This is a genomic window from Dyella sp. AD56, from assembly GCF_002878475.1.
GTDB lineage: Bacteria > Pseudomonadota > Gammaproteobacteria > Xanthomonadales > Rhodanobacteraceae > Dyella.
The window spans coordinates 22002-42350 of the sequence record NZ_NRDP01000033.1 but is presented as its reverse complement, the minus strand read 5'-3'; the positions used below and the strand labels follow the sequence as shown (position 1 = coordinate 42350).

Genomic DNA, 20349 nt, shown 5'->3' with positions numbered 1-20349 from the left:
GGTTGAAGATTAGCAGGACCGGGCCGCGTCGCGCGCCAGACCCGCACCTGCCGCTTGTGCCGCCGCGCGCAAGGCGCGTGTCGCCTTGCTCATGCGTGCAGCCAGGGTTGGCAGCTCCATCAGTAGATAAGGGTGACGCAGTAAGGTGGCCAACATGCGCAGGCTGCGAGGGCGGCCCCAGGCATCGATGCTGCTCTGCAGTTCGGCGGGTACGTTGTCCTCGCGCTCGTCGACGATCGCACGCAACACTATGAAGGGTATTCGGTGCTCTGCCGCAACGATCGCGATGGCGGCGCTCTCCATGTCTACAGCAAGCGACTGGTGGCGCTCACGCATCAAACCTTTCGCCTCAACGGAAAGCAATGGCTCGGGCAGGCTCAACAAACTGCCTTGCTCCACCAGCGGAAGATTGGCCGCCGTCAGGCAGCGGATGAGCGATACGCGCCACGCCGGATCGGGCTGGTAGTCATGGCTGCGTTCGTCGAGTACGCAGGACGGGCAGAACAAGGTGCCGCTCCGCAGGCCAGGGGCAAGGCTCCCGGCTACGCCAAACGAGACGAGTGCGCTGGCGCCCGCCTCGATCAGCGCCTGTGCTCCTTCGCGTGCGGCCTGTTGGCCCATGCCGGTGAGGTAGAGGAACTCCCCTGTATCGAGCGTCGACGTTGTGCGCACCGGCACGAATCGGCGCGTCAAGGTGCGCGCTTCGGCGGCCAGCGCTGTCACGATGCCCACGGTATTCGGCGTCACTGGCTCGGCCGCGAGCGCGCCATCAATTGGCGATAACGGGTAAGTGCCCATAGCGGGAAATAAGCGGTGTAGCCGTGATACTTCAGAAAGAACACCCGGGGGAATCCGGGTGCGTTGAAACTGGGGTGATACCAGAGGTCCGCCTCTTGCTCGCCCTGCGGTTGCTGATGGTCGAGCAGCCACTCGATGCCGCGCCGCGCCGCGTCGGATGCATGCTCACCCGCAGCGAACAGGCCGAGCAACGCCCACGCGGTGCTGTGAGGCGTGCTTACGCCGCCGTTGGTGCCGCGCAATTCAGGGTCGAAGAAGCTGTCGTTGGTTTCGCCCCAGCCGCCGTCGGCATGCTGCTTCGCGAGTAACCAGTCAACGGATCGACGAATCCACGGCTGCTGCATGTCTTCGCCGACCAGCGCAAGGCCGGCCAGCACGGACCACGTGCCGTAGATGTAATTGGTGCCCCAGCGCCCCCAGTACGAGCCATCCGGCAATTGTGCGCCACGGAGATACGTCAGGCAGCGTTCGATGGCGGGTTTGTCTTGCGGGCGGCCGAGCACGCCGAGAAATGCCAACACGCGTCCGGAGACATCTTCCGTCGGCGGATCGAGCATGGCGCCATGATCAGCGAAGGGTATTTCGTTGATGTGATAGTGCGTGTTGTTGCGGTCGAATGCCGCGAAGCCGCCGTTGTCGGACTGCATGCCGATAAGCCAATCCGCGGCGCGCTCGATGCGTTCGCGATACACGCCTTCGCGCGGGGTTCCTCGCACGGCGACGTGCAGCAGGCCGGCGACAACGGCGGTGTCGTCGAGGTCAGGGTAGTACGCATTGGCGTACTGGAAGGCCCAGCCGCCCGGCGCGAGATCCGGTGCCTGTTCGGCCCAGTCGCCCTTGAGTTCGAGTTCCTGCAAGGGCGCAAGCCACTCCATGGCGCGGGTCACCGCATCTTGCGTGGCCTCATCGGGCGAGGCGCGCAACAAAGCGAAGGCGGCCCAGCCGGTGTCCCACACGGGTGACACGCAGGGTTGGCAGAACGCGGTGCCATCGTCACGATGCACGATCAGCTTCTGCAACGACTTCAGGCAGGTGGCACGCGCGGGGTGATCTTTGGCGTAGCCCAGCAGATCCATCGCCTCCAGTGCGTTCACCATCGGCGGGAAGATGCCGCCGAGGCCGTCCTCGCCATTCATGCGCGGCAGGAACCATGCTTCGGCGCGCTTAATGGCCTTGCGGCGCAACGAGGACGGTATCAGCGGGTCGCAAGCTCGCCCGAGCTTGTCCAGTACGAGAAACAGCTTGCTGGTGAAGGTAGTCGTGCCGAAGTAGTGGCGCTCCTGGTCGGGCGGCGTCACGAACAATTCGGCAATGCCGATGTTGCGCGGGTTTTTTGCCTTCGCCTTCATCGAGCACAGGATGAACAACGGCACCATCGTGCTGCGCGCCCAGTACGACACCTTGTCGAGGTGGAATGGCGCCCAGCGCGGGAACAGCATGATCTCCACTGGTACGTATGGCGCGGCACGCCACGGCACCTGCCCAAACATGGCGAGCAGGATACGTGTGAAGACGTTGCTCTTCGCCGCGCCGCCTTGGGCCAGGATGGCCTCGCGAGCGCGCCGCATGTGCGGCGCATCGGGCGAATCGCCGGCGGCCTTGAGGGCGTAATACGCTTTGACGGTGCATGATATGTCGAGCTTGCCGTCGTGATACAGCGGCCAGCCGCCATGCGTATCGAGTCGTTGCTTGAGGCGGATGTATCGCGCCAGCTTTTCTTGCAGCACGTCATCGATCTCGTCGATGAAGTGCATCATCAGGATGTATTCGGAGGAAATGGTGCAGTCGGTTTCGAACTCGAAACACCAGTGGCCGTCGGGCCGCTGCCGGGCCATGAGCGCGTGGCGCGCGCGGTCGATGGCCTGGTCGATGCGATCTTTTTTGTGTTGCGGTTGACGCGAGGGGGCTAGGGTAGGAGGCGCCATGGTGGCTGGCGTATCCGTCATAACGATCGTGCGTTCTTGAAGTCCGACGCTCGTCGCCACGGCCACGCTACGTTCCTTGCCTGAGGCACATCCCATTCTGGCCCCAGTGGTGTGAGTGGCAACTTGCGGGCCGCCGCGCCGAACAGGAAGCGGACCGCCGGATCGTACTTGTCGCTGAGGCGCGTCAAGCCGATGGTCTGGGCAACCGCGGCGCGCGAAACCTTGACCTCGGTGCCCGACGAAAAATCCAGGCGATCCTGCAGATTGCGCAGCGTAAGCACGGCAAGGCCGATGCTCCACAGGCAGAACCGACGGAACCCGGCGTGGCGCGCGGGCACGAGCAGGGTGTACTCCACAGCGCGGCAGAGGTGAGAGTGCGCAACGCCGATCAGTTCAATCATGGCGTTGGCGTAGCGGGCATCTTGCTGGCCGGCCGTGAGGTCGCGGAGTTCCACGCCGTGACGCGCAAAGACATCACGCGGAAGCCAGCACACGCCGTGGCTGCGATCTTCCCATTGGTCCTTGAGGATGTTGGTCATCTGCAGGCCCTGGCCGAACGAAATGGCCAAGCGCATCAGCGTGCGTGTCTGCGGAACCAATTCGGGTTCGAAGTCGATAAGCAGCTTGGTGAGCATTTCACCGACCACGCCGGCGACGTGGTAGCAGTAACGATCCATGTCACGCAGCGTCTCCAGGCCTTGCGGGCCGACGACACGCTGGAAGTCGTGCATGCCTTGCGACATCACGCGCAGGCATTCCACGATGGCTTCATGCTGCGTGGGGTTGAAGGTATCGGTGACTTCCAACACCAATGGCAGCCTGAACACCAGATCGCGTTCGCTTTCCGAGGTGGCGCTGGATAGACGTGGCGCGATGTCGGCGGCAAATCCGCGTGCGTCCACGTGCCCGGTGACGGCGCTGACGAAGGCGTTTTCGTAGCGACCCTTTTCTTCCGCGGTGAAAGCGGGCTCGTCTTCGATGGTGTCGGCAATGCGACAAAGCAGGTACGCGTTGGCAACGACGTCGCGCAGTGCCGGCGGCAGCTGCGGGATCGTCAGCGCAAACGTCCGTGAAACCTTTGGAAGAATCGCTTCCTGGTAAGCGCTGGCGTTGCTCGGGGCGACCTCAGCGGCTTGTTTTGCATCGAACATTGGCATGCCTGGGCCTTCTTAGTATTCACATACAGAGAAACCAGCAACGTCGGCATGGTATCACCCTGTCCCTGTGAGACGTAGCCATCTGACCAGAGCAAATGTCTTCGGTTTGTCGAGACGTTCACGCACGTTGAATAGATCACAGCATCCCCAGGGAAAGCGGGTGGGGTAGACGCCTGGCACTGGTGCTGCGCGCCGAGAAATGGCTACGGTGACGGGATGCGATGCCGCCGTGCGCGCTGTTCGTCCATAATGAACCGCAACTCCTCCCCGAGTTCAGGGATAAGCACACTTATGTGTCCAGAGTTTGTGCTGGCGATGGTCGGGCATACCTCGGTATCCAGCCGGTGAGGTCACTGGTTACTGGCGCCACGGGATTTGTCGGCTCTGCCGTCGTGCGGCGCTTGTTGCGCGAAGATCATCGCGTGCGCGTGTTGGCGCGGCGGGGTTCCGACCGGCGCAACCTGCAGGGTTTGGATGTGGAGGTGGTGGAGGCCGATCTTGCCGACGCCGCTTCGCTGGCAGGAGTTTGCGACGGTTGCGATGCCCTGTTTCACGTGGCCGCCGATTACCGCCTGTGGGCACCCAGGCCGCAGGAGTTGTATCAGACCAACGTCGAAGGAACGCGCGCCTTGCTGGAAGTCGCGCGGCGTGCCGGTGTGCCGCGTGTGGTCTACACCAGCAGTGTGGCAACACTGGGCATTCCCAAAGACGGCACGCCCGGCGACGAGGCGACCTCGGTGTCCCTGGCCGACATGGTGGGCCATTACAAACGTTCCAAATTCCTGGCGGAGCAACTCGTCAGCGAGTACGTGGCGCAGGGCTTGCCGGTGGTGATCGTGAATCCGTCCACGCCCATTGGCCCGCGGGATATCAAGCCGACGCCCACCGGGCGCATCGTGCGCGACGCCATGGCGGGCCGCATGCCGGCGTATGTGGATACCGGGCTCAATGTCGTGCACGTCGATGACGTGGCTGACGGGCATTGGCTGGCCTTCCGGAGCGGTACGGTCGGTGCACGTTACGTGCTTGGCGGCACCAACCTTAGCCTGCGCGAGTTGTTGTTTGAGATCGCCGATATTGTTGGCCGCCCGCCACCGCGTTGGCGTTTGCCGCATGGTGCGGTCATGCCGGTGGCCTACGTGGCGGAGGCGTGGGCGAGGCTCACGGGCAAGCCGCCGATCGCCACGGTGGAAGAGGTGCGCATGTCCCGCAAGCGCATGTTTTTCAGCAGTGCCAAGGCCGAGCGGGAGTTGGGTTACGCCGCGGGGCCCGTGCGCTTAGCGCTGGAAGATGCGGTGGCCTGGTTCAGTCTGCACCGCTGACTTTTGCAGCGGTTTATTTCACAAACCGCCTCGCCAGGCGTGCCATGCGCGGGACGAAGGTTGGGCGTAGCAGGCGTTCGTCATAGCCGCCCATGCGGTAGCTGTCCTGCGCCAGGCAAAGGTCGATCAGCTCACCGACCTTCAGATCCAGGCCGATCTGCTCATGCCCGGTCAGGGTGAAGTTGGCGTCCTGCATTTCGCCATTGCCATCCAGCCCCTTGGCGATGCCGATGCGCTCCCAGATCAGGAACAGCCATACGCGCATCACTTTGAGTTCGAAGGCTGGGCGTCGCCACCACGGCAGTCGCTTGCGATACCACGCCACCCAGTTGGCGAAGAACAGAATGTGGCGGGCTTCTTCCTGCATGACCGGTTCGAAGGTTTCCACCAGTTCGGCAGGAAAGTATCCCGTTTGCTTGGCGGACTCGAACAGGCCGAACGCGAAAAAGCTGTCGATGCACTCGCTGTAGCCGGTGACCAGCCAGCCCCACTCGGGGTCTTTCGGCACCTCGTACTCCGGTTCGGGCGCCAACTCGATGCCGTAGGCTGCGACCATCTTGCTGAGCACCACCTTGTGGCGTGCCTCTTCGTCGCCGTCCATGGTGAGGGCTTCGTGCAGCAGTGGGTCGGTCACCGTGTTTGTGTAGGTAGCGACGCGCAGCTTTGCCTTGCCCTCGGTCTGCACGGCGATGTCCCAGATCGGCAGCGAGGTAATGCGGTGCAGGGCATCGGCGCTTAGCGTGGGCCAGTCGATCACAGCCGGCTTGTAGGGGTTGTGCGTGTCCAGCAGCATCCGGCAGAACAGACGCTTGTGGGCATCGGAACCGATCTTGATGCGCCCCGGCTCATTGCCTGCCCAGTGGCGCATGATGTGGTCGGCGGCGGCTACGGCGTCATGGGGCATGCTCACCTCAGTCGATTCACGGTGTCTCGGAAAGCTTTGGCTTGCGGCGCGAGAGCCAACGGCGATGCATGCGATGCGCTTCCGCCCACTGCCACGACAGCAGGGCGGGCACGCCAAAGCCTACTTCGCGGGCACGCTTGACCAGCGACAGTGCAATGGCGGCATCGGCGGGCAAGCCGATGATGTTGCCGAACAGCACCAGCCCGCCTTCCTGCACGCCCAGGCCCGCGGGTACGAAGAAGATGATGTGGCGCACGGCCTGGGTGGTCGCCTCGATGGCAATCGCGTCCCACACGGAAATGGGAAAACCCAGCAACTGCAAAGCCAGCCAGCTTTCGAAGCTGCCCACCACGAAACCACCTACCTGCCATGCGCAGGCTACGGCCAGTCGCGCGGGCTTGCCGTAGAGCTTGCGGACCTCCTCGTCCAGGCGGGCGCCATCCAGCAGCTCGGTGAAACGCGAGGGGCCGCCGAGCAGCTTCTCCGCAAACGTTTCCAGTCGCGAGAACATTTGGCCATGCCGCAGTATCCAGATCAGGCCGATGGGTAGCGGAAGCGTGGCCACCACCGCCCAGATCACTGAATTGAGTGTGCCGATATGGCCCGCCATGCCGATCAGCAGCAACAGGCCCAGGGCAACGAAGACGTATTGGCTGACCAGGGTCAGTAGCACTTCCATGACGACGCTGGCCGCTACGGGCGCACCGTCTAGCCCTCGCCATTTGACCAGGCGGATACCGACGATTTCGCCGCCGATATTGGCAACCGGAAGCAGGCGATTGCACGCCTCGCGCACCGTGGCAACCCAGAACAGGAAGGGCGCGCCGGCACGCCGCTGCGGGTCGCTTGGGGCCAGTAGTGCGCGCCAGCCGAATACGTCCAGCAACAAGGGCAGGGCGTGGAAAGGTAGCAGCCAGAGCAAGGCCCAGCCTGCATGGTCGAAGGCGCCCTCAATGGCTGACCAGTTTTGGTGCGTGACCAGGATGATCGCGGCAACCAACCCGAGCAGTCCGGCGATATAGACGAAGTACTTCATGCGGCCGCCGGATCGCTGAAGCCGGCGCAAAGTTGGCAGTGTTCCGCCACGGCTTGTCGTACGCGTGGCGAAAGCAGGGCGGCCAGTTCGTCGGCATGCCGGTAGTCGGCCATGGCAGGCGTGAGCTCTCCATGGGTAGCCGGATGCAGGTAGATCTCGTTCAATCCGTCGGGTAGTCGTTGCACCACGTCCAGCAGCACCTTTTCGTCCATGGCGCCCGTGTGCTGGATGCCAAATACATGATCGTTGGAGCGTACACCGGCACGGCGCAGCCGGTGGCGCATGAGTGTCAGCCAGGGTTTGAGCCAGGGGCTGGCGTTGGGTTCGGCCGGCCAGCGCACGGCGCGCAGGCCGTAGCTGCGTCCGATGGAAAGCATCAGGGTCAGCACAGTGGGATGAAGATGAAAGTGTTTGTGGGCGTTGACGTGGTCGAGCGGCAAGCCCGTGGCGGCGAACGCTTGGAACTGGGCGCGGATCTCGGCTGCCAGTTGCTCGCGCACATGCGGCAGGAAGAAGAAGCGAAATCCGTCGCGCACCATGTTATCGCCGAAGTTTCCTCGTGCATCGACCAGATCGGGTATGCGTGATGGCGGCAAGGCCGATTGTCCATCCGCGAGCACCAAATGCAGACCCACGGCGAGGCCCGGCATCTGTCTGGCGCGCGCCACGGCATCGGCCACGGCCGGTGCCGTCACCATCAGGCTGGCCGCGCGCAGCACGCCTTCGCGATAGCCACGCTCGACCGCCTGGTTGACGGCGGTGTGCAGGCCGAAATCGTCGGCCGTCACGATCAATCGTGGGCGCGCGGGTGCGGGTGGAGCAGTCATCGGTACAGCGCAGGCCTTGCGGTCATGCCTCGTGTGCGCGCAGGAATCGGAAGAACTCCACGCCTTCGCGCAATCGTCGCTTGGTCATCTCCCAGCTGCCAGCCATTTCCTTCACGATCTCCCAGATCTTGGAGGGCCGGAAATAGAAGCTGCGGTAGAACGTTTCCACGCCGTGGAAAATATCTTCCTTGGAGAGGTGCGGATAGCTGATCATCGCCAGCTGCACGCCCTTCTCGTTGACCAAGTGAGCGGAGTTATTGGGTTCCAGCCAACCGTTCTCGATGGCCTGTTTGTACAGCGAGGTGCCCGGGTAGGGCGCGGCCAGCGATACCTGGATGGTGTGCGGGTTGATTTCCTTGGCGTACTGGATGGTGCGCGCGATGGTTTCCTTGGTTTCACCCGGCAGACCGAGAATAAACGTGCCATGCACGACGATGCCGAGCTTGCGGCAGTTCTCGGTAAAGGTGCGCGCGATGTCGGTGCGCAGGCCTTTCTTGATGTTGTGCAGGATCTGGTCGTCGCCCGACTCGTAGCCCACCAGCAGCAGGCGCAGGCCGTTCTCTTTCATGATCTTCAGCGACTCGTACGGTACGTTGGCCTTGGCGTTGCAGCTCCATGTCCAGCCCATGGCGTGCAGTCCGCGCGCGATGTCGTGCACGCGATCCATGTTGGAGCTGTCGGTGAAGGTGTCGTCGTCGAACATGAGTTCGCGGACTTCGGGCATGTTCTCCTTGATCCACTTCGCCTCGGCCAGCACGTTGGCGGCCGAGCGCACACGGTAGCGATGGCCGCCCACCGTCTGTGGCCACAGGCAGAATGTGCACTTGGATCGGCAGCCGCGCCCGGTGTAGATCGACACGTACGGGTGCATCAGGTAGCCGATGAAGTAGCGTTCGATCTTCAGGTCGCGCTGGTAGATCGGCGCCACGAAGGGCAGATCGTCCATGTTCTCGATGGTGGCGCGCGACGGATTGTGCTGCACGCTGCCGTCGGTCAGCTTGTAGCTGATGCCGGCGATGTCTTTGAAGGCGCGGCCTTCGGCCACTTCCTTGCAGGTGTAGTCAAACTCCTCGCGTGCCACGAAATCGATGGCCTGCGACGCGAGCAGCGAAGCATCCGGTTCCACCGCCACCTTGGCGCCCACCATGCCGATAAGGATGTTGGGGTGACGATCCTTGAGCAGCTCCGCGAATTTCGCGTCGGTGGGGAAGGATGGCGTGCTGGTGTGGATGATCACCAGGTCGTAGGTGCCGGCGATGCCGAGGGTGTCTTCCACCGACAGTTCTTCCACCGGGGCGTCGAGCACGCGCGATCCGGGGACGAGTGCGGCCGGTTGAGCTAGCCAGGTGGGATACCAGAAACTCTTGATCTCGCGTTTGGCTTGGTAACGGGAACCGGCTCCGCCGTCGAAACCATCAAACGAAGGGGCTTGTAGAAAAAGCGTCTTCATGGGATTGCCAAGCTCCTGCAGCAGTTTGTTCTGCGTTTGCAACGAGTGGTTCATCGCACTTTTCGGCCTTGCGTTCATTAAGGATACCGCGATGGCGCGTGGTCGCGCGCATGCAATACCTGTCCTCGCCAATCCACCCGCCAGTGGATCAGCGCACCCGCCCATTCCACCAGCAATAGCGCGTCGCGGAAAGGGGTGAGCCAAAAGTCATGCCACCGGGAAGGTCTTGCGGTGCTCCGCCATGATGCGAGATAGCGCGCCGTGCGCGCCATTCCACCAAAGACTGCAATGACGAGGCAGGGCGCGGATGGCGACAGCAGCAGGGCGAGCAGCAGCACGGGCCAAGTAAAGCAAATGAAACTGAAGATGAATCCCAGCGGGGAGATGGCGCGTATGGTGCGCAGCCAGCGCAATTCATGATGCCAAAGGCTGGCGAGCCGCGTTTCGCTGACATCGGTGCCCACGACCAGGTCACTCAGCACCGTATGCATGCCCAGTTGGCGCGTGCGTTCACCCAGCCAGAAGTCATCCGCAAGGGTGTCCTTCAACGCGTCGAAACCGCCAATCGCCTCTAACGCATCGCGGCGCAGGGCAATGGTGGAGCCAAACGCAAAACGGGTAGAGCCGAAAGCGTGCGCCAGCCTCACGGAAGGTGCGAACCAGTCATCGATGAACAGCTGGCCCAGCCGGGAGCTCAAGGCTGCATGCGATACGCCGTGATAGAGGCACGTCACGATGCCTGCACGCGGATCGTTCAGCGGCGCGGTGACCCGCGAAAGGTAGTCCGGCGTCACGCTGATGTCGCTGTCCGCCAGCACCAGCCAGTCGTGCCGTGCCTGCGCGAGCACGTTCATCAGGTTGCTGACCTTGTGGTTGGCACCGTGCACCATCGGATCGATCACCAGCGCCATGGGCAACTGGGGGAATTCACGTTGCAGTCGCTGCACTACGGCGATAGCCGGATCCTCCGGATCTCGCACGCCAAAGAGAAGTTCATAGTGTGCGTAATGTTGCTCGCAGAAGCCGCGCAGGTTCTCGTAAAGCCTTGGCTCGGCGCCATGCAGCGGCTTGAGAACGCTGACCGGTCGGCTTGCCTGATCGTTCACATTCGCTCGCCGATGCTTGTTCGCACGTTCGCACCGGAACCAGGCCCACAAGCTCAGGCCAGCGTATGCCGTAGCGGACAGGGCGAGTGCGATGCCCAGCCATGACAGCGGTGTTGTAACGGAGGCATAGAACGGCATGAAGTCAGCTCGGACGCGATCTACCATTCCTTCCAAAGTTAATGCATGCACTTTGTGAAAACCTATCTTTCCCGATGGCAGTGGGCTGTTCGGTTTCTCCTGGTATGCGGTCTGTCATGTGGCGCGGCGTTTGCCCAGGCGCCCTCCGGCGACGGCTCCGCTGCTGCGGCCATCACGGGCGACTGGTTGGTGGATAGTCGTGACGCCATCATCCGCATCGAGCCGCAGGGTGATGCCTTTGTCGGCACCATCGTCTGGCAACTGCATGACACCTACGGTCCCGAGGATGGATCGGAGCTCAATGGCAAGACGGTCACGGATCGGCACAACCCCGATCCTGCGTTGCGCTCCCGTCCGTTGACGGGGCTGCGCCTGTTGTGGGGCTTGCGTTATGACGCCGATGCGCATGCCTGGGTGGATGGTCATGTCTATAACTCGGACAACGGCAAGGAATACCACTGCGAGGTTCATGTGCCATCACCCGATCGTCTCGTACTGCGTGGCTACATCGGCATACCGCTGCTGGGCGGAAGCACCACGTGGACGCGCACGCACGAGCCCTTTCCTGCACCGGCAAGCAGCGTTCATTCGACGAATTGACGACGGGCGATGCGGCGCAAATGTTTGCGAGGGACTACTCGGCTTCGCTCATCCTTGCTAGCCTGAGTGGGCATTCGTTTGACGGTCGGAAGCGCGTTACGCCATTTGTGACGAAGATGTGATGACCGGGCGTGTATCGCTGTCCACCGGAAGAGAGAGGTTTGAGCCTTGGCTAGCCGCGAGTTGGACTACAACGAAAGAGTCTGGTCAAGGGACGTGGTTTCCTTCCAGGATGAGCCGCTGGTGCTGGTCGATGAACACGACCGCGAAACTGGCTTCCTCGACAAAGCTGCCGCACACCACGGGCAGGGCATCCTGCATCGTGCGTTCTCGTTATTCGTGTTCAACACGGATGGCGAGTTGTTGCTCCAGCAGCGCGCCGAAGGCAAGCGATTGTGGCCGGGGTATTGGTCCAATACCTGCTGTAGCCATCCGCGTCGCGGCGAGACTATGGAGACGGCTATCCACCGCCGGCTCGGCGAAGAGCTGGGCATGCAGTGCGAGTTCCAGTTTCAGTTCAAGTTTCAGTATCAGGCGCAATTCGATGCGGAAGGTGCGGAACATGAACTCTGCTGGGTGTATGCCGGTCGAACGGATGTGGCGCCTGTCGCCAATATCCATGAGATCGCGGCATGGCGCTATGTGGCGCCGGATGCACTCGATCGCGAGATCGTTGCCCATCCGGAACGTTTCACGCCGTGGTTCAAGATCGAGTGGGATCGATTGCGGCGAGAGCATGCGCATGTGTTCGCGCCGCCGGCGACGCTGGCGTCCTGAGCGCCTATACTTTGGTTCAACGATGTAAACGTCTGGAATTTTGTGGCTCGCGCCGGTGGCGCGGCTCGTAACGATCCATCGATCATCGATGAGGAGATTCCGTTGGGCATTCCTCTTATTCAGCAAACCAAGATCGCGCGTTACATCATCAGCAAGAAGCTGAGCGGACAGAAGCGGTATCCGCTGGCGATGATGTTGGAGCCTTTGTTTCAGTGCAATCTGGCCTGTGCAGGTTGCGGCAAGATCGATCATCCGAAGGAAATTCTGCAGAAACGCATGAGTGTGGAAGACGCCCTGCGTGCTGTGGACGAGTGCGATGCACCGGTAGTGTCGATTCCCGGTGGCGAGCCGTTGATCCACAAGGAGATGCCGCAGATCGTGCAGGGACTGATCGCGCGCGAGAAGTTCATCTACCTGTGCACCAATGCGCTCCTGTTGACCAAGCACATCGACGAGTACACGCCGTCGCCGTACTTCACCTGGTCCGTTCACCTGGATGGGCTGAAGGAGCGGCACGATCAATCCGTGTGCATGGAGGGCGTGTTCGACAAGGCGGTGGCGGCGATCAAGCTGGCGTTGTCCCGCGGTTTCCGCGTCACCATCAACTGCACGCTATTCAATAACGAGAAACCGGAAGAGATCGCCGAGTTCTTCGACTTCGCCATGTCACTGGGCATCGAGGGCATCACGGTGTCGCCGGGTTACAGCTACCAGCATGCGCCGCGACAGGATGTGTTCCTTGGGCGCACGGAAAGCAAGAATCTTTTCCGCGACGTGTTCCGTGTTGGCAAGGAACGCAAGAGCAAGTGGGTGTTCAATCAATCGTCGATGTTCCTGGACTTTATCGCGGGCAACCAGAGCTATCAGTGCACGCCGTGGTCCAATCCCACCTACAACATCTTCGGCTGGCAGCGGCCGTGCTATCTGCTGGTTGATGAGGGCTATGCCAGCTCGTACAAAGAGTTGATGGAAGACACCGCGTGGGACAAGTACGGCGTCGGCATCAACCCCAAGTGCGACAACTGCATGGCGCACTGCGGTTTCGAAGGCACGGCAGTGGATGACACCTTTGCGCATCCGTTGAAGGCCGCGCGCGTGGCGACGTTTGGTCCGCGCACGGATGGCGCGATGGCGCCAGATCTGCCGGTGCTGTACGGCGATCGCAACGACGCAACGGCCATCCATATTCCCATCAGTGCCATCCAGCGTCGGAACCCTTCGCAGGGAGCGGACGCCGGCCACTGATCGATGTGGACGCTTGTCTGCGCCATCGTCCCAGTCCTTATGTGGCTGGGACTGTTGCTCGTGCCGTGGCGACCTTGGAGCACGCGCGAGCATCTTGAGGCCGGTTCACCGTCGGGCTTAAGGCTCGACGGCATCACGGTGCTGATTCCCGCACGCAACGAGGCCGACGTGATCGGTACGACGCTGCGTGGTCTGCAGGCGCAAGGCGATGGCTTGCAGGTCATCGTGATCGACGATCAGTCGACCGATGCCACGGCGGCAGTGGCGAGCGCCTTCTCGAATGTTCGCGTGGTTTCCGGTGCACCCTTACCAGATGGCTGGGCGGGCAAGCTGTGGGCACTGGAGCAGGGCCGGCAACACGTGCGTACGCCGCTGACTTTGCTGCTGGATGCGGACATCGAGTTGCGCCCCGGCATGCTGGCGACCCTGCTGTCACACAAGCAACGCGAGCAGCGACAGTTCGTCTCGATCATGGCGGATCTGCGCCGCACCAGTTTCTGGGATCGCCTGCTGCTGCCCGCGTTCGTCTATTACTTCAAGCTGCTTTATCCGTTCGCCATTTCCAATTCGCGCTCCACGCTGGTGGCAGCGGGGGCGGGCGGCTGCATCCTGGTGGATACGGACATGCTGGAGCGCATCGGCGCCTTTGCCAGCCTGCGTGATGCACTGATCGACGATTGCACGCTCGCGCGTCAGATAAAACGGGCGGGTGGGCGTACCTGGATCGGCTTGAGCCGCGACGTGGTGAGCCTGCGGCCGTACGGCAGTTTCGACTCCATCCACCGCATGGTGGCGCGCTCGGCGTTTACCCAATTGGGATATTCGACCGCGTTGCTGCTGGTGGTGACGTTCCTGTTCCTGCTGGCTTACGGTGTGCCGCTGGCCTTGCTCGGGGTGGCGCATGTCTGGCCGTTGGCCTGGGTGGCTTGGCTGGCCATGATGTTGGGCTATCTGCCCATGCTCCGGTATTACCGGATGCCTCTGTGGTGGGCATTGCTGCTGCCGCTTGGGGCGGGCCTGTATCTGGGCATGACCTGGAGCTCAGCGATCCGCTACTGGCGTGGCGTGCGTTCCCAATGGAAGGGGCGGGTCTATGGCGCGGTGTATGATTTTCTTTTTAATCAATGATTTATATTTTATTCGCGACCCGCTGAATCTCGATCCATGAGAATGCCGTCGTGGTATCTTGATTGCCGTCCCGGTAATCAAGTTATTCCATGCCTCCTTCAGAACACGGTGGACGCCGCTCCGGCGCCGGTCGCCCTGCCGGCGAACCGAGCCAGCGCATTCGCGTGCCTGACAGTCAGGTGCCGGCGGTGCTGGCGTATCTGGATGCTTACCGCAGTCCCGCCTCGTTGGAGGCGCCGCGCCCCGTTTCGCTGGATCCGTCAACGGTCGCGCTGACGGCCTTCCTCAGTCGTGTGCCGGCCGGTGTGCCCTCGCTGGCCGATGACGACATCGACGAAGTGGTCGATCTCAACCAGCATCTGGTGCTGCCTGGGCATGAGCCGAGCACCTTCATTATTCGCGTGTCGGGCTGGTCGATGATCGGCGCGGGCATCTTCGATGGCGATGAAGTGCTGGTGGATCGTGCGCTTGCGCCGCGCCAGGGCGACATCGTGGTGGCGGTGGTCAATAACGAGCTGACCATCAAACGCCTGGGCAAGGTGGATGGGCACGTGGCGTTGCTGCCGGAGAACGCGCACTTCAAGCCCATTGTGTTCCGTGAGGGCGAGACGCTCAGCGTGTGGGGCGTCGTTACGCGTTGCCTGCGAACCTTGCGGTAACCGTGTCATGGGTCAGGTCGTCGCGCTCGATTCGCTCCTCCATAGCCGCCAGGTCTGGCAAGGGCGTGCCGCTCCAGCGCCGTCCAGCACCCAGCCCACTGGCTGGCCGATGCTTGATGCGGCGTTGCCGAGCGGTGGCTGGCCCGAGCATGCGATGACCGAGATCCTGCTGCCTGCCGATGGCGTGGGCGAATTACAGTTGGTGCTTCCCACGCTGGCGCGACTGACGCGCGAGCAGCGCACGGTGATGGTGATCGCGCCACCCTATGTGCCTTATGTGGCGGGATGGGAGGCGCGTGGTGTGGTGATGTCGCGCGTAGATATCGTGCAGGCGGACGAGCGCGATGTGCTGTGGGCTGCCGAGCAATGTCTGCGCTCGGCCAGTTGCGCCGCCGTGCTGGCATGGCCCATGAAAGCGGACGATCGTTCGTTGCGCCGCCTGCAGGTAGCCGCCGATACCGGCAAAGCATTGGCCTTTGTATTTCGTGATCGCCACCATGCGGTGCAGGCTTCGCCGGCCGCCCTGCGCCTGGAATTGGAAAGCACACCTGAGTGGCAGGTGCGCGTACGCAAATGCCGTGGCGGAAACCCGCCGATGCAGGCGGTATCGCTGGCGTTGGCTTCTGGCTGGTCGTGACGGGCCGCTATCGTGCTCTGGGCCTGCATACTGCTGCCGCAACTGGCGCTGGACGGTGTCCTCCGGCGACGGCCACCCTCGGACGAGCCGCTGGTGTTGGTGAGTGGCCCCGCGCAGGCGCGCATCGTGCATGCAGCCAATGCATCAGCACGTGCGGCGGGCATGTATCGCGGGCAGAAGCTCGTCGCGGCACAGGCGCTGCTGCAACAGTTCGTGATGATCGAGCACGACGCGGAAGACGAGGCACGCTGGCATCGTCTGTTGGCTGCCTGGGCGTACCGTTATAGCGCCGAGGTCGGCCTGTATGCGCATGCTGTGGTGCTGGAGGTCAGTCGCAGCCTCAACCTGTTCGGGCCATGGCCGCGTTTTGAGTCGTTGCTGCGCGATGACTTGCAGGGGCTGGGTTTCCGTCACCGCGTTGCACTCGCGCCGACGCCGCACGCCGCCTATGTGCTGGCGGGTGTGCACGATGGTCTGGCCGTCACCTCGCCGGAGGTCCTTCGGGATGCGCTGTCTCCCGTGCCTATTGCGCGTGCGCGTTTGCCGGCGGAGGCCACGCAAGGCTTGCCGTCGATGGGCATCCGCACGCTGGGGCAAGTGTTCAAGCTGCCGCGTGCCGGGTTGCAGCGGCGCTTTGGTGAGGCCTTGGTTGCCCAGCTCGATCGCCTGACCGGCGATGAGCCGACACCCATGGAAAGCTACCGTCCGCCCGATGCGTTCGAGCAACGCATGGAGTGGACGCACGAGATCGAGCACGTCGAGGCATTGATGTTTCCGTTGCGCCGCCTGACGGGTGACCTGGCGGCGTATCTCGCCGGTCGCGACGGCGGCGTGCAGCGCTTCGAGCTTGAGTTGGAGCATCGCAGCGGCGCGCCGACACACGTCGCGGTGGGCATGCTCACGGCCGCGCGTGATGCCGCGCTACTGTTTGATTGCGCGCGCGGTCGCCTCGAGCGACTTGAACTGCCGCAACCGGTCATGGCCATGCGGCTTGTAGCGCGAGAATTGCCGCCGTTCGTACCGGCGGGCCGCGATCTGTTCGATACGCGTCCAGTGAATGCGGTGCCATTGGAGCAGCTGCGCGAACGCTTGCGCGCACGGTTGGGCGAGCAGGCCATTCAACACCTGCGCCGCACGGTGGATCCGCGGCCGGAGAAAGCGCAAAGCACGTCCGCGGCGTCCACCTGGGCAACGTCGCCGGAAACCTTGCCGCGTCCCACCTGGTTGCTGGATACGCCGCGCCCCTTTCGCGGCCCTCCGCCCGAAGTGCTGGCCGGCCCTGAGCGCCTTGAAACCGGCTGGTGGGATGGCGGCGACATACGGCGTGATTACTACGTGGTCCGCACCTCACAGGGGCAATGCGCATGGGTGTTCTGCGCGCAGGGCGAGCAAGGGAACTGGATGCTGCACGGGTGGTTCGCATGAACGACTACGCCGAGCTGCATTGCCTGTCGAATTTTTCGTTCCAGCGTGGTGCGTCCAGCGCGCGCGAATTGTTCGATCGGGCAAAGGAGTGCGGCTATCGTGCGCTGGCGATCACTGATGAATGTTCGTTGGCCGGTATCGTGCGCGCTTACGAGGCGTCGCGCGATACGGGTCTGAAGCTGATCGTCGGCGCCGAGTTCCAGATCGAAAGTGGCCCGAAACTGGTGCTGCTATGCGAGAACCTGCAAGGCTACACGGCGTTGTGCGCCCTCATCACGCGCGGGCGTCGTGTGGCGGAGAAGGGCACGTATCGCGTGACGCGCGATGATTTTTCCAGCGGCCTGCCGGGTACGTTGGCCTTGTGGTTGCCGCAGGGTGATTCACGACAGGAACACGGAGCATGGCTGAAGACCTTGTTCGACGGGCGCCTGTGGTTGGCCGTCGAACTGCATCACGGGTCGGATGATGCGCGCCGCTTCGAAGAACTGCGCACGCTGGCCGAGGCGCTGGCATTGCCGATGGTGGCGACGGGCGACGTGCATATGCACGTGCGCCGCCGTCGCGCTCTGCAGGACGTGATGACGGCGATCCGTCATCACCGCACCGTGGCCGAAGCAGGCGACCTGTTATTTCCCAATGGCGAGCGGCATCTGCGTACACGCGAAGCCTTGTCGGCGATCTACCCCGCGGAGCTGATGGCCGAAAGCGTGCGCATCGCCGAGCGCTGCCATTTCGTGATGACGGATATCAACTATCGCTATCCCGCCGAGTTGGTGCCGGAGGGCGAGACGCCGACCACATGGCTGCGGCATTTGACGGAGGAAGGCCTGAAGTGGCGCTGGCCGCAGGGTGAGCCGAAGAAGGTGAGGGATCAGGTTGAGTACGAGCTAAAGCTGGTCAAGCAACTCAAGTACGAGTCGTACTTCCTCACCGTTCACGAGATCGTGGCGTTTGCGCGCAGCAAGGACATTCTTTGCCAGGGGCGCGGGTCGGCGGCGAACTCAGCTGTCTGCTACGCGCTGGGTGTGACGGCGGTGGACCCGGCCACGACCACGCTGCTGGTCGAGCGCTTCATTTCGGCCGAGCGCAACGAGCCACCGGATATCGATATCGACTTTGAGCATGAGCGGCGCGAAGAGGTCATCCAGCACATCTACGAAAAGTACGGCCGGGAGCGTGCCGCGCTGGCCGCCACGGTAATCAGCTATCGCGGCCGCAGCGCCGTGCGCGACGTGGCGCGTGCCCTCGGTTTGCCCTCGGACCAGATCGATCTGTTGTCGCGCACCTTTGCGTGGCAGGATGGCGACGACCCCATGGATGGCCGCCTGCGCGAGCGCGGTTTCGACCCTGATAGTCCACTGTTACGCCGCGTGCTCGTGCTTACGGCGGAATTGATGGGTTTTCCGCGCCACCTGTCCCAGCACGTGGGTGGCTTCGTCATCTCCGATCAGCCGCTGTCGAATCTGGTGCCGGTGGAGAACGCCTCCATGCCCGATCGCACCATCATCCAATGGGACAAGGATGATCTGGACACCATGCGCCTGCTGAAGGTGGATTGTCTGGCACTGGGCATGCTTACCTGCATCCGCAAGTGTCTGGCCTTGTTGCAGCATCACCATGGTCGCGTGGAAACGCTGGCGTCGATTCCTCCGGATGACCAGGCGACCTATGACCTGATCCAGCGTGCCGACACCATTGGCGTGTTCCAGATCGAATCGCGTGCACAGATGGCCATGCTGCCGAGGCACCGGCCGGAGAATTTCTACGACCTGGTGATCCAGGTGGCCATCGTTCGTCCTGGACCTATCCAGGGCGACATGGTGCATCCGTATTTGCGCCGCAAGCGTGGCGAGGAGGAAGTCACCTATCCCTCGGAAAAGCTGCGCAGCGTTTTTGAGCGCACCCTGGGCGTGCCGCTATTCCAGGAGCAAGTGATGAAGCTGGCCATCGAGGCGGCCGAATACTCGCCCGGCGAAGCGGATCAGCTACGCCGCTCGATGGCTGCATGGCGACGCAACGGCGACATGGAAATTCATCGCCAGCGGCTGATGGCCGGCATGTTGAAAAATGGATTCACGGAAGAGTTTGCAGCGCGCCTGTTCGAGCAGATCAAGGGTTTTGGCTCCTATGGCTTCCCCGAGAGCCATGCGGCGAGCTTTGCCTTGCTGGTGTATGCCAGCTGCTGGCTCAAATGCCATTACCGCGCGGCTTTCATGTGCGCCTTGCTCAATGCGCAGCCGATGGGGTTCTACGACGCTAGCCAGATCGTGCAGGACACGCAGCGTCACGGTATCAAGGTGCGGCCGGTGGACGTGCGTCATAGCGACTGGGACAACATGCTCGAGGATGACCCTTCGTCGAAGGGTGGTTTTGCGCTTCGGCTGGGCTTCCGGCAGGTGCGCGGATGCCGCCAGGAAGTGATGGAGAAGTTGATGATCGCGCGGGCACGTCGGCCATTCGACGACGTGGCCGATCTATGCGCCCGAGCCGGGCTTAATCGCCATCAGCAGGAGGCGCTGGCCGAGGCGGATGCATTGCGTGGCCTGGCAGGTCACCGTCATCGCGCACGTTGGGCGATGGCGGGCATCGAGGCGCAATTGCCGCTGTTCGGCAACACCAGTCCGCAGGAGGACGACGTGGCCTTGCCGCCACCGTCACAGGGTGAAAGCACGCTGGCCGATTACGCGCGCATGGGGCTCAGCCTGGGGCCGCATCCTCTGCGGCAGATTCGCGCGCGTCTTCGCGCCGCCAAGTGCGTGGATTCACGTAGTTTGCAGGGCTGTCTTCACGCCAGTCACGTGCGTGCCGCGGGTCTGGTCACGCAGCGGCAGCGCCCGCAGACCGCCAGCGGCGTCACCTTCATCACCCTGGAAGACGAGTACGGTCCCATCAATGTCGTGGTGTGGAGCCAGGTGGCCGAACGTCAGCGGCGTATTTTTCTGGAGTCGCGCTTGCTCGGCGTGGACGGTCGCTGGGAGCACGTGGATGGCGTGAGTCACCTTATCGCGCATCGCCTGCATGACCTGAGCGAGCTGCTGGGTTCGCTGGACAGTCGTTCGCGTGACTTCCATTGAGTGCACGGTTTCAGTGTATCGCTGGGGAAATGCCGAGCTCGCCAAGCAGTGGCCGGTGATCAACGCCAAGATTCCGGCCAAGCCCGGCGCCGCCGACTGGGGCGGTCGCCCGCACAAGCGGGCTTTCTTGATTCGCTGAGC

At 62.8% G+C, this 20349-nt stretch carries 18 protein-coding genes; 10 read left to right on the top strand and 8 right to left on the bottom strand.

All coding sequences use genetic code 11. The features are described from left to right. Positions 1–9: 9 nt before the first annotated feature. The 3 genes from DyAD56_RS20215 to DyAD56_RS20205 are packed head-to-tail and all read right to left on the bottom strand — an operon-like array spanning position 10 to position 3880. On the bottom strand, positions 10–747 hold the full coding sequence (locus DyAD56_RS20215; RefSeq protein ID WP_233202765.1) for a purine and other phosphorylase-like protein, family 1: 738 nt from the start codon (positions 745–747) through the stop codon (positions 10–12). Beyond that, a complete protein-coding gene (shc, locus tag DyAD56_RS20210; protein WP_102304775.1) occupies positions 744–2723 on the bottom strand; it encodes a squalene--hopene cyclase in 1980 nt (659 codons plus the stop codon). The genes DyAD56_RS20215 and shc overlap by 4 nt, the downstream gene beginning before the upstream one ends. A 17-nt stretch (positions 2724–2740) precedes the next feature. Then, positions 2741–3880, bottom strand: coding sequence for a phytoene/squalene synthase family protein (locus DyAD56_RS20205; RefSeq protein WP_233202763.1), 1140 nt, complete (start codon positions 3878–3880; stop codon positions 2741–2743). A gap of 293 nt (positions 3881–4173) precedes the next feature. Here DyAD56_RS20205 and hpnA point away from each other — a divergent pair, with 293 nt between their 5' ends. Continuing rightward, positions 4174–5202: a hopanoid-associated sugar epimerase gene (gene hpnA / locus DyAD56_RS20200; protein WP_233202761.1), complete on the top strand. Its 1029-nt coding sequence runs from the start codon at positions 4174–4176 to the stop codon at positions 5200–5202. Between the two features lie 13 nt (positions 5203–5215). Here hpnA and DyAD56_RS20195 read toward each other — a convergent pair whose 3' ends face one another. From DyAD56_RS20195 to hpnI, 5 genes are all read right to left on the bottom strand, one after another. Continuing rightward, on the bottom strand, positions 5216–6106 hold the full coding sequence (locus DyAD56_RS20195) for an aminomethyltransferase (RefSeq protein ID WP_102304632.1): 891 nt from the start codon (positions 6104–6106) through the stop codon (positions 5216–5218). 16 nt (positions 6107–6122) lie between these two features. Beyond that, the gene (locus DyAD56_RS20190) at positions 6123–7142 is read right to left on the bottom strand and encodes a lysylphosphatidylglycerol synthase domain-containing protein (protein ID WP_102304631.1); all 1020 of its coding nucleotides are present in this window, start codon (positions 7140–7142) and stop codon (positions 6123–6125) included. Next, positions 7139–7930 carry a hopanoid biosynthesis-associated protein HpnK gene (gene hpnK / locus DyAD56_RS20185; protein ID WP_233202759.1) on the bottom strand — a complete coding sequence of 264 codons (792 nt, stop codon included), beginning with the start codon at positions 7928–7930 and terminating at the stop codon, positions 7139–7141. Before hpnK ends, DyAD56_RS20190 begins: the two co-directional genes overlap by 4 nt. 61 nt (positions 7931–7991) lie before the next feature. Continuing rightward, complete coding sequence (gene hpnJ, locus DyAD56_RS20180) at positions 7992–9473, bottom strand: hopanoid biosynthesis associated radical SAM protein HpnJ (RefSeq protein ID WP_233202747.1); 1482 nt, start codon at positions 9471–9473, stop codon at positions 7992–7994. A 23-nt stretch (positions 9474–9496) separates the two neighbouring features. After that, positions 9497–10663: a bacteriohopanetetrol glucosamine biosynthesis glycosyltransferase HpnI gene (gene hpnI / locus DyAD56_RS20175; protein ID WP_102304629.1), complete on the bottom strand. Its 1167-nt coding sequence runs from the start codon at positions 10661–10663 to the stop codon at positions 9497–9499. A 45-nt stretch (positions 10664–10708) separates the two neighbouring features. Here hpnI and DyAD56_RS20170 point away from each other — a divergent pair, with 45 nt between their 5' ends. The 9 genes from DyAD56_RS20170 to DyAD56_RS20130 all read left to right on the top strand — a co-directional run bounded on the left by DyAD56_RS20170 (position 10709) and on the right by DyAD56_RS20130 (position 20347). Beyond that, positions 10709–11263, top strand: a complete 555-nt coding sequence (locus DyAD56_RS20170; protein WP_102304628.1) for a DUF2147 domain-containing protein — start codon at positions 10709–10711, stop codon at positions 11261–11263. 168 nt (positions 11264–11431) lie between these two features. Beyond that, positions 11432–12040, top strand: coding sequence for an isopentenyl-diphosphate Delta-isomerase (idi, locus tag DyAD56_RS20165; protein WP_233202737.1), 609 nt, complete (start codon positions 11432–11434; stop codon positions 12038–12040). Between the two features lie 42 nt (positions 12041–12082). Then, entirely contained in the window at positions 12083–13285 is a 1203-nt protein-coding gene (hpnH, locus tag DyAD56_RS20160; protein ID WP_233202735.1) for an adenosyl-hopene transferase HpnH, read from the top strand. Between the two features lie 60 nt (positions 13286–13345). Continuing rightward, entirely contained in the window at positions 13346–14413 is a 1068-nt protein-coding gene (locus DyAD56_RS20155; RefSeq protein ID WP_233202723.1) for a glycosyltransferase, read from the top strand. A gap of 89 nt (positions 14414–14502) precedes the next feature. Continuing rightward, positions 14503–15072 carry a S24 family peptidase gene (locus DyAD56_RS20150; protein ID WP_233202714.1) on the top strand — a complete coding sequence of 190 codons (570 nt, stop codon included), beginning with the start codon at positions 14503–14505 and terminating at the stop codon, positions 15070–15072. Positions 15073–15079: 7 nt separating this feature from the next. Then, the gene (imuA, locus tag DyAD56_RS20145; protein WP_102304625.1) at positions 15080–15709 is read left to right on the top strand and encodes a translesion DNA synthesis-associated protein ImuA; all 630 of its coding nucleotides are present in this window, start codon (positions 15080–15082) and stop codon (positions 15707–15709) included. 12 nt (positions 15710–15721) lie between these two features. Next, positions 15722–17134, top strand: a complete 1413-nt coding sequence (locus DyAD56_RS20140; RefSeq protein ID WP_102304624.1) for a DNA polymerase Y family protein — start codon at positions 15722–15724, stop codon at positions 17132–17134. Then, positions 17131–20208 carry an error-prone DNA polymerase gene (locus tag DyAD56_RS20135; RefSeq protein WP_102304623.1) on the top strand — a complete coding sequence of 1026 codons (3078 nt, stop codon included), beginning with the start codon at positions 17131–17133 and terminating at the stop codon, positions 20206–20208. Before DyAD56_RS20140 ends, DyAD56_RS20135 begins: the two co-directional genes overlap by 4 nt. Further along, positions 20195–20347, top strand: a complete 153-nt coding sequence (locus DyAD56_RS20130; RefSeq protein ID WP_102304622.1) for a DUF3470 domain-containing protein — start codon at positions 20195–20197, stop codon at positions 20345–20347. Before DyAD56_RS20135 ends, DyAD56_RS20130 begins: the two co-directional genes overlap by 14 nt. Positions 20348–20349: the final 2 nt, after the last annotated feature.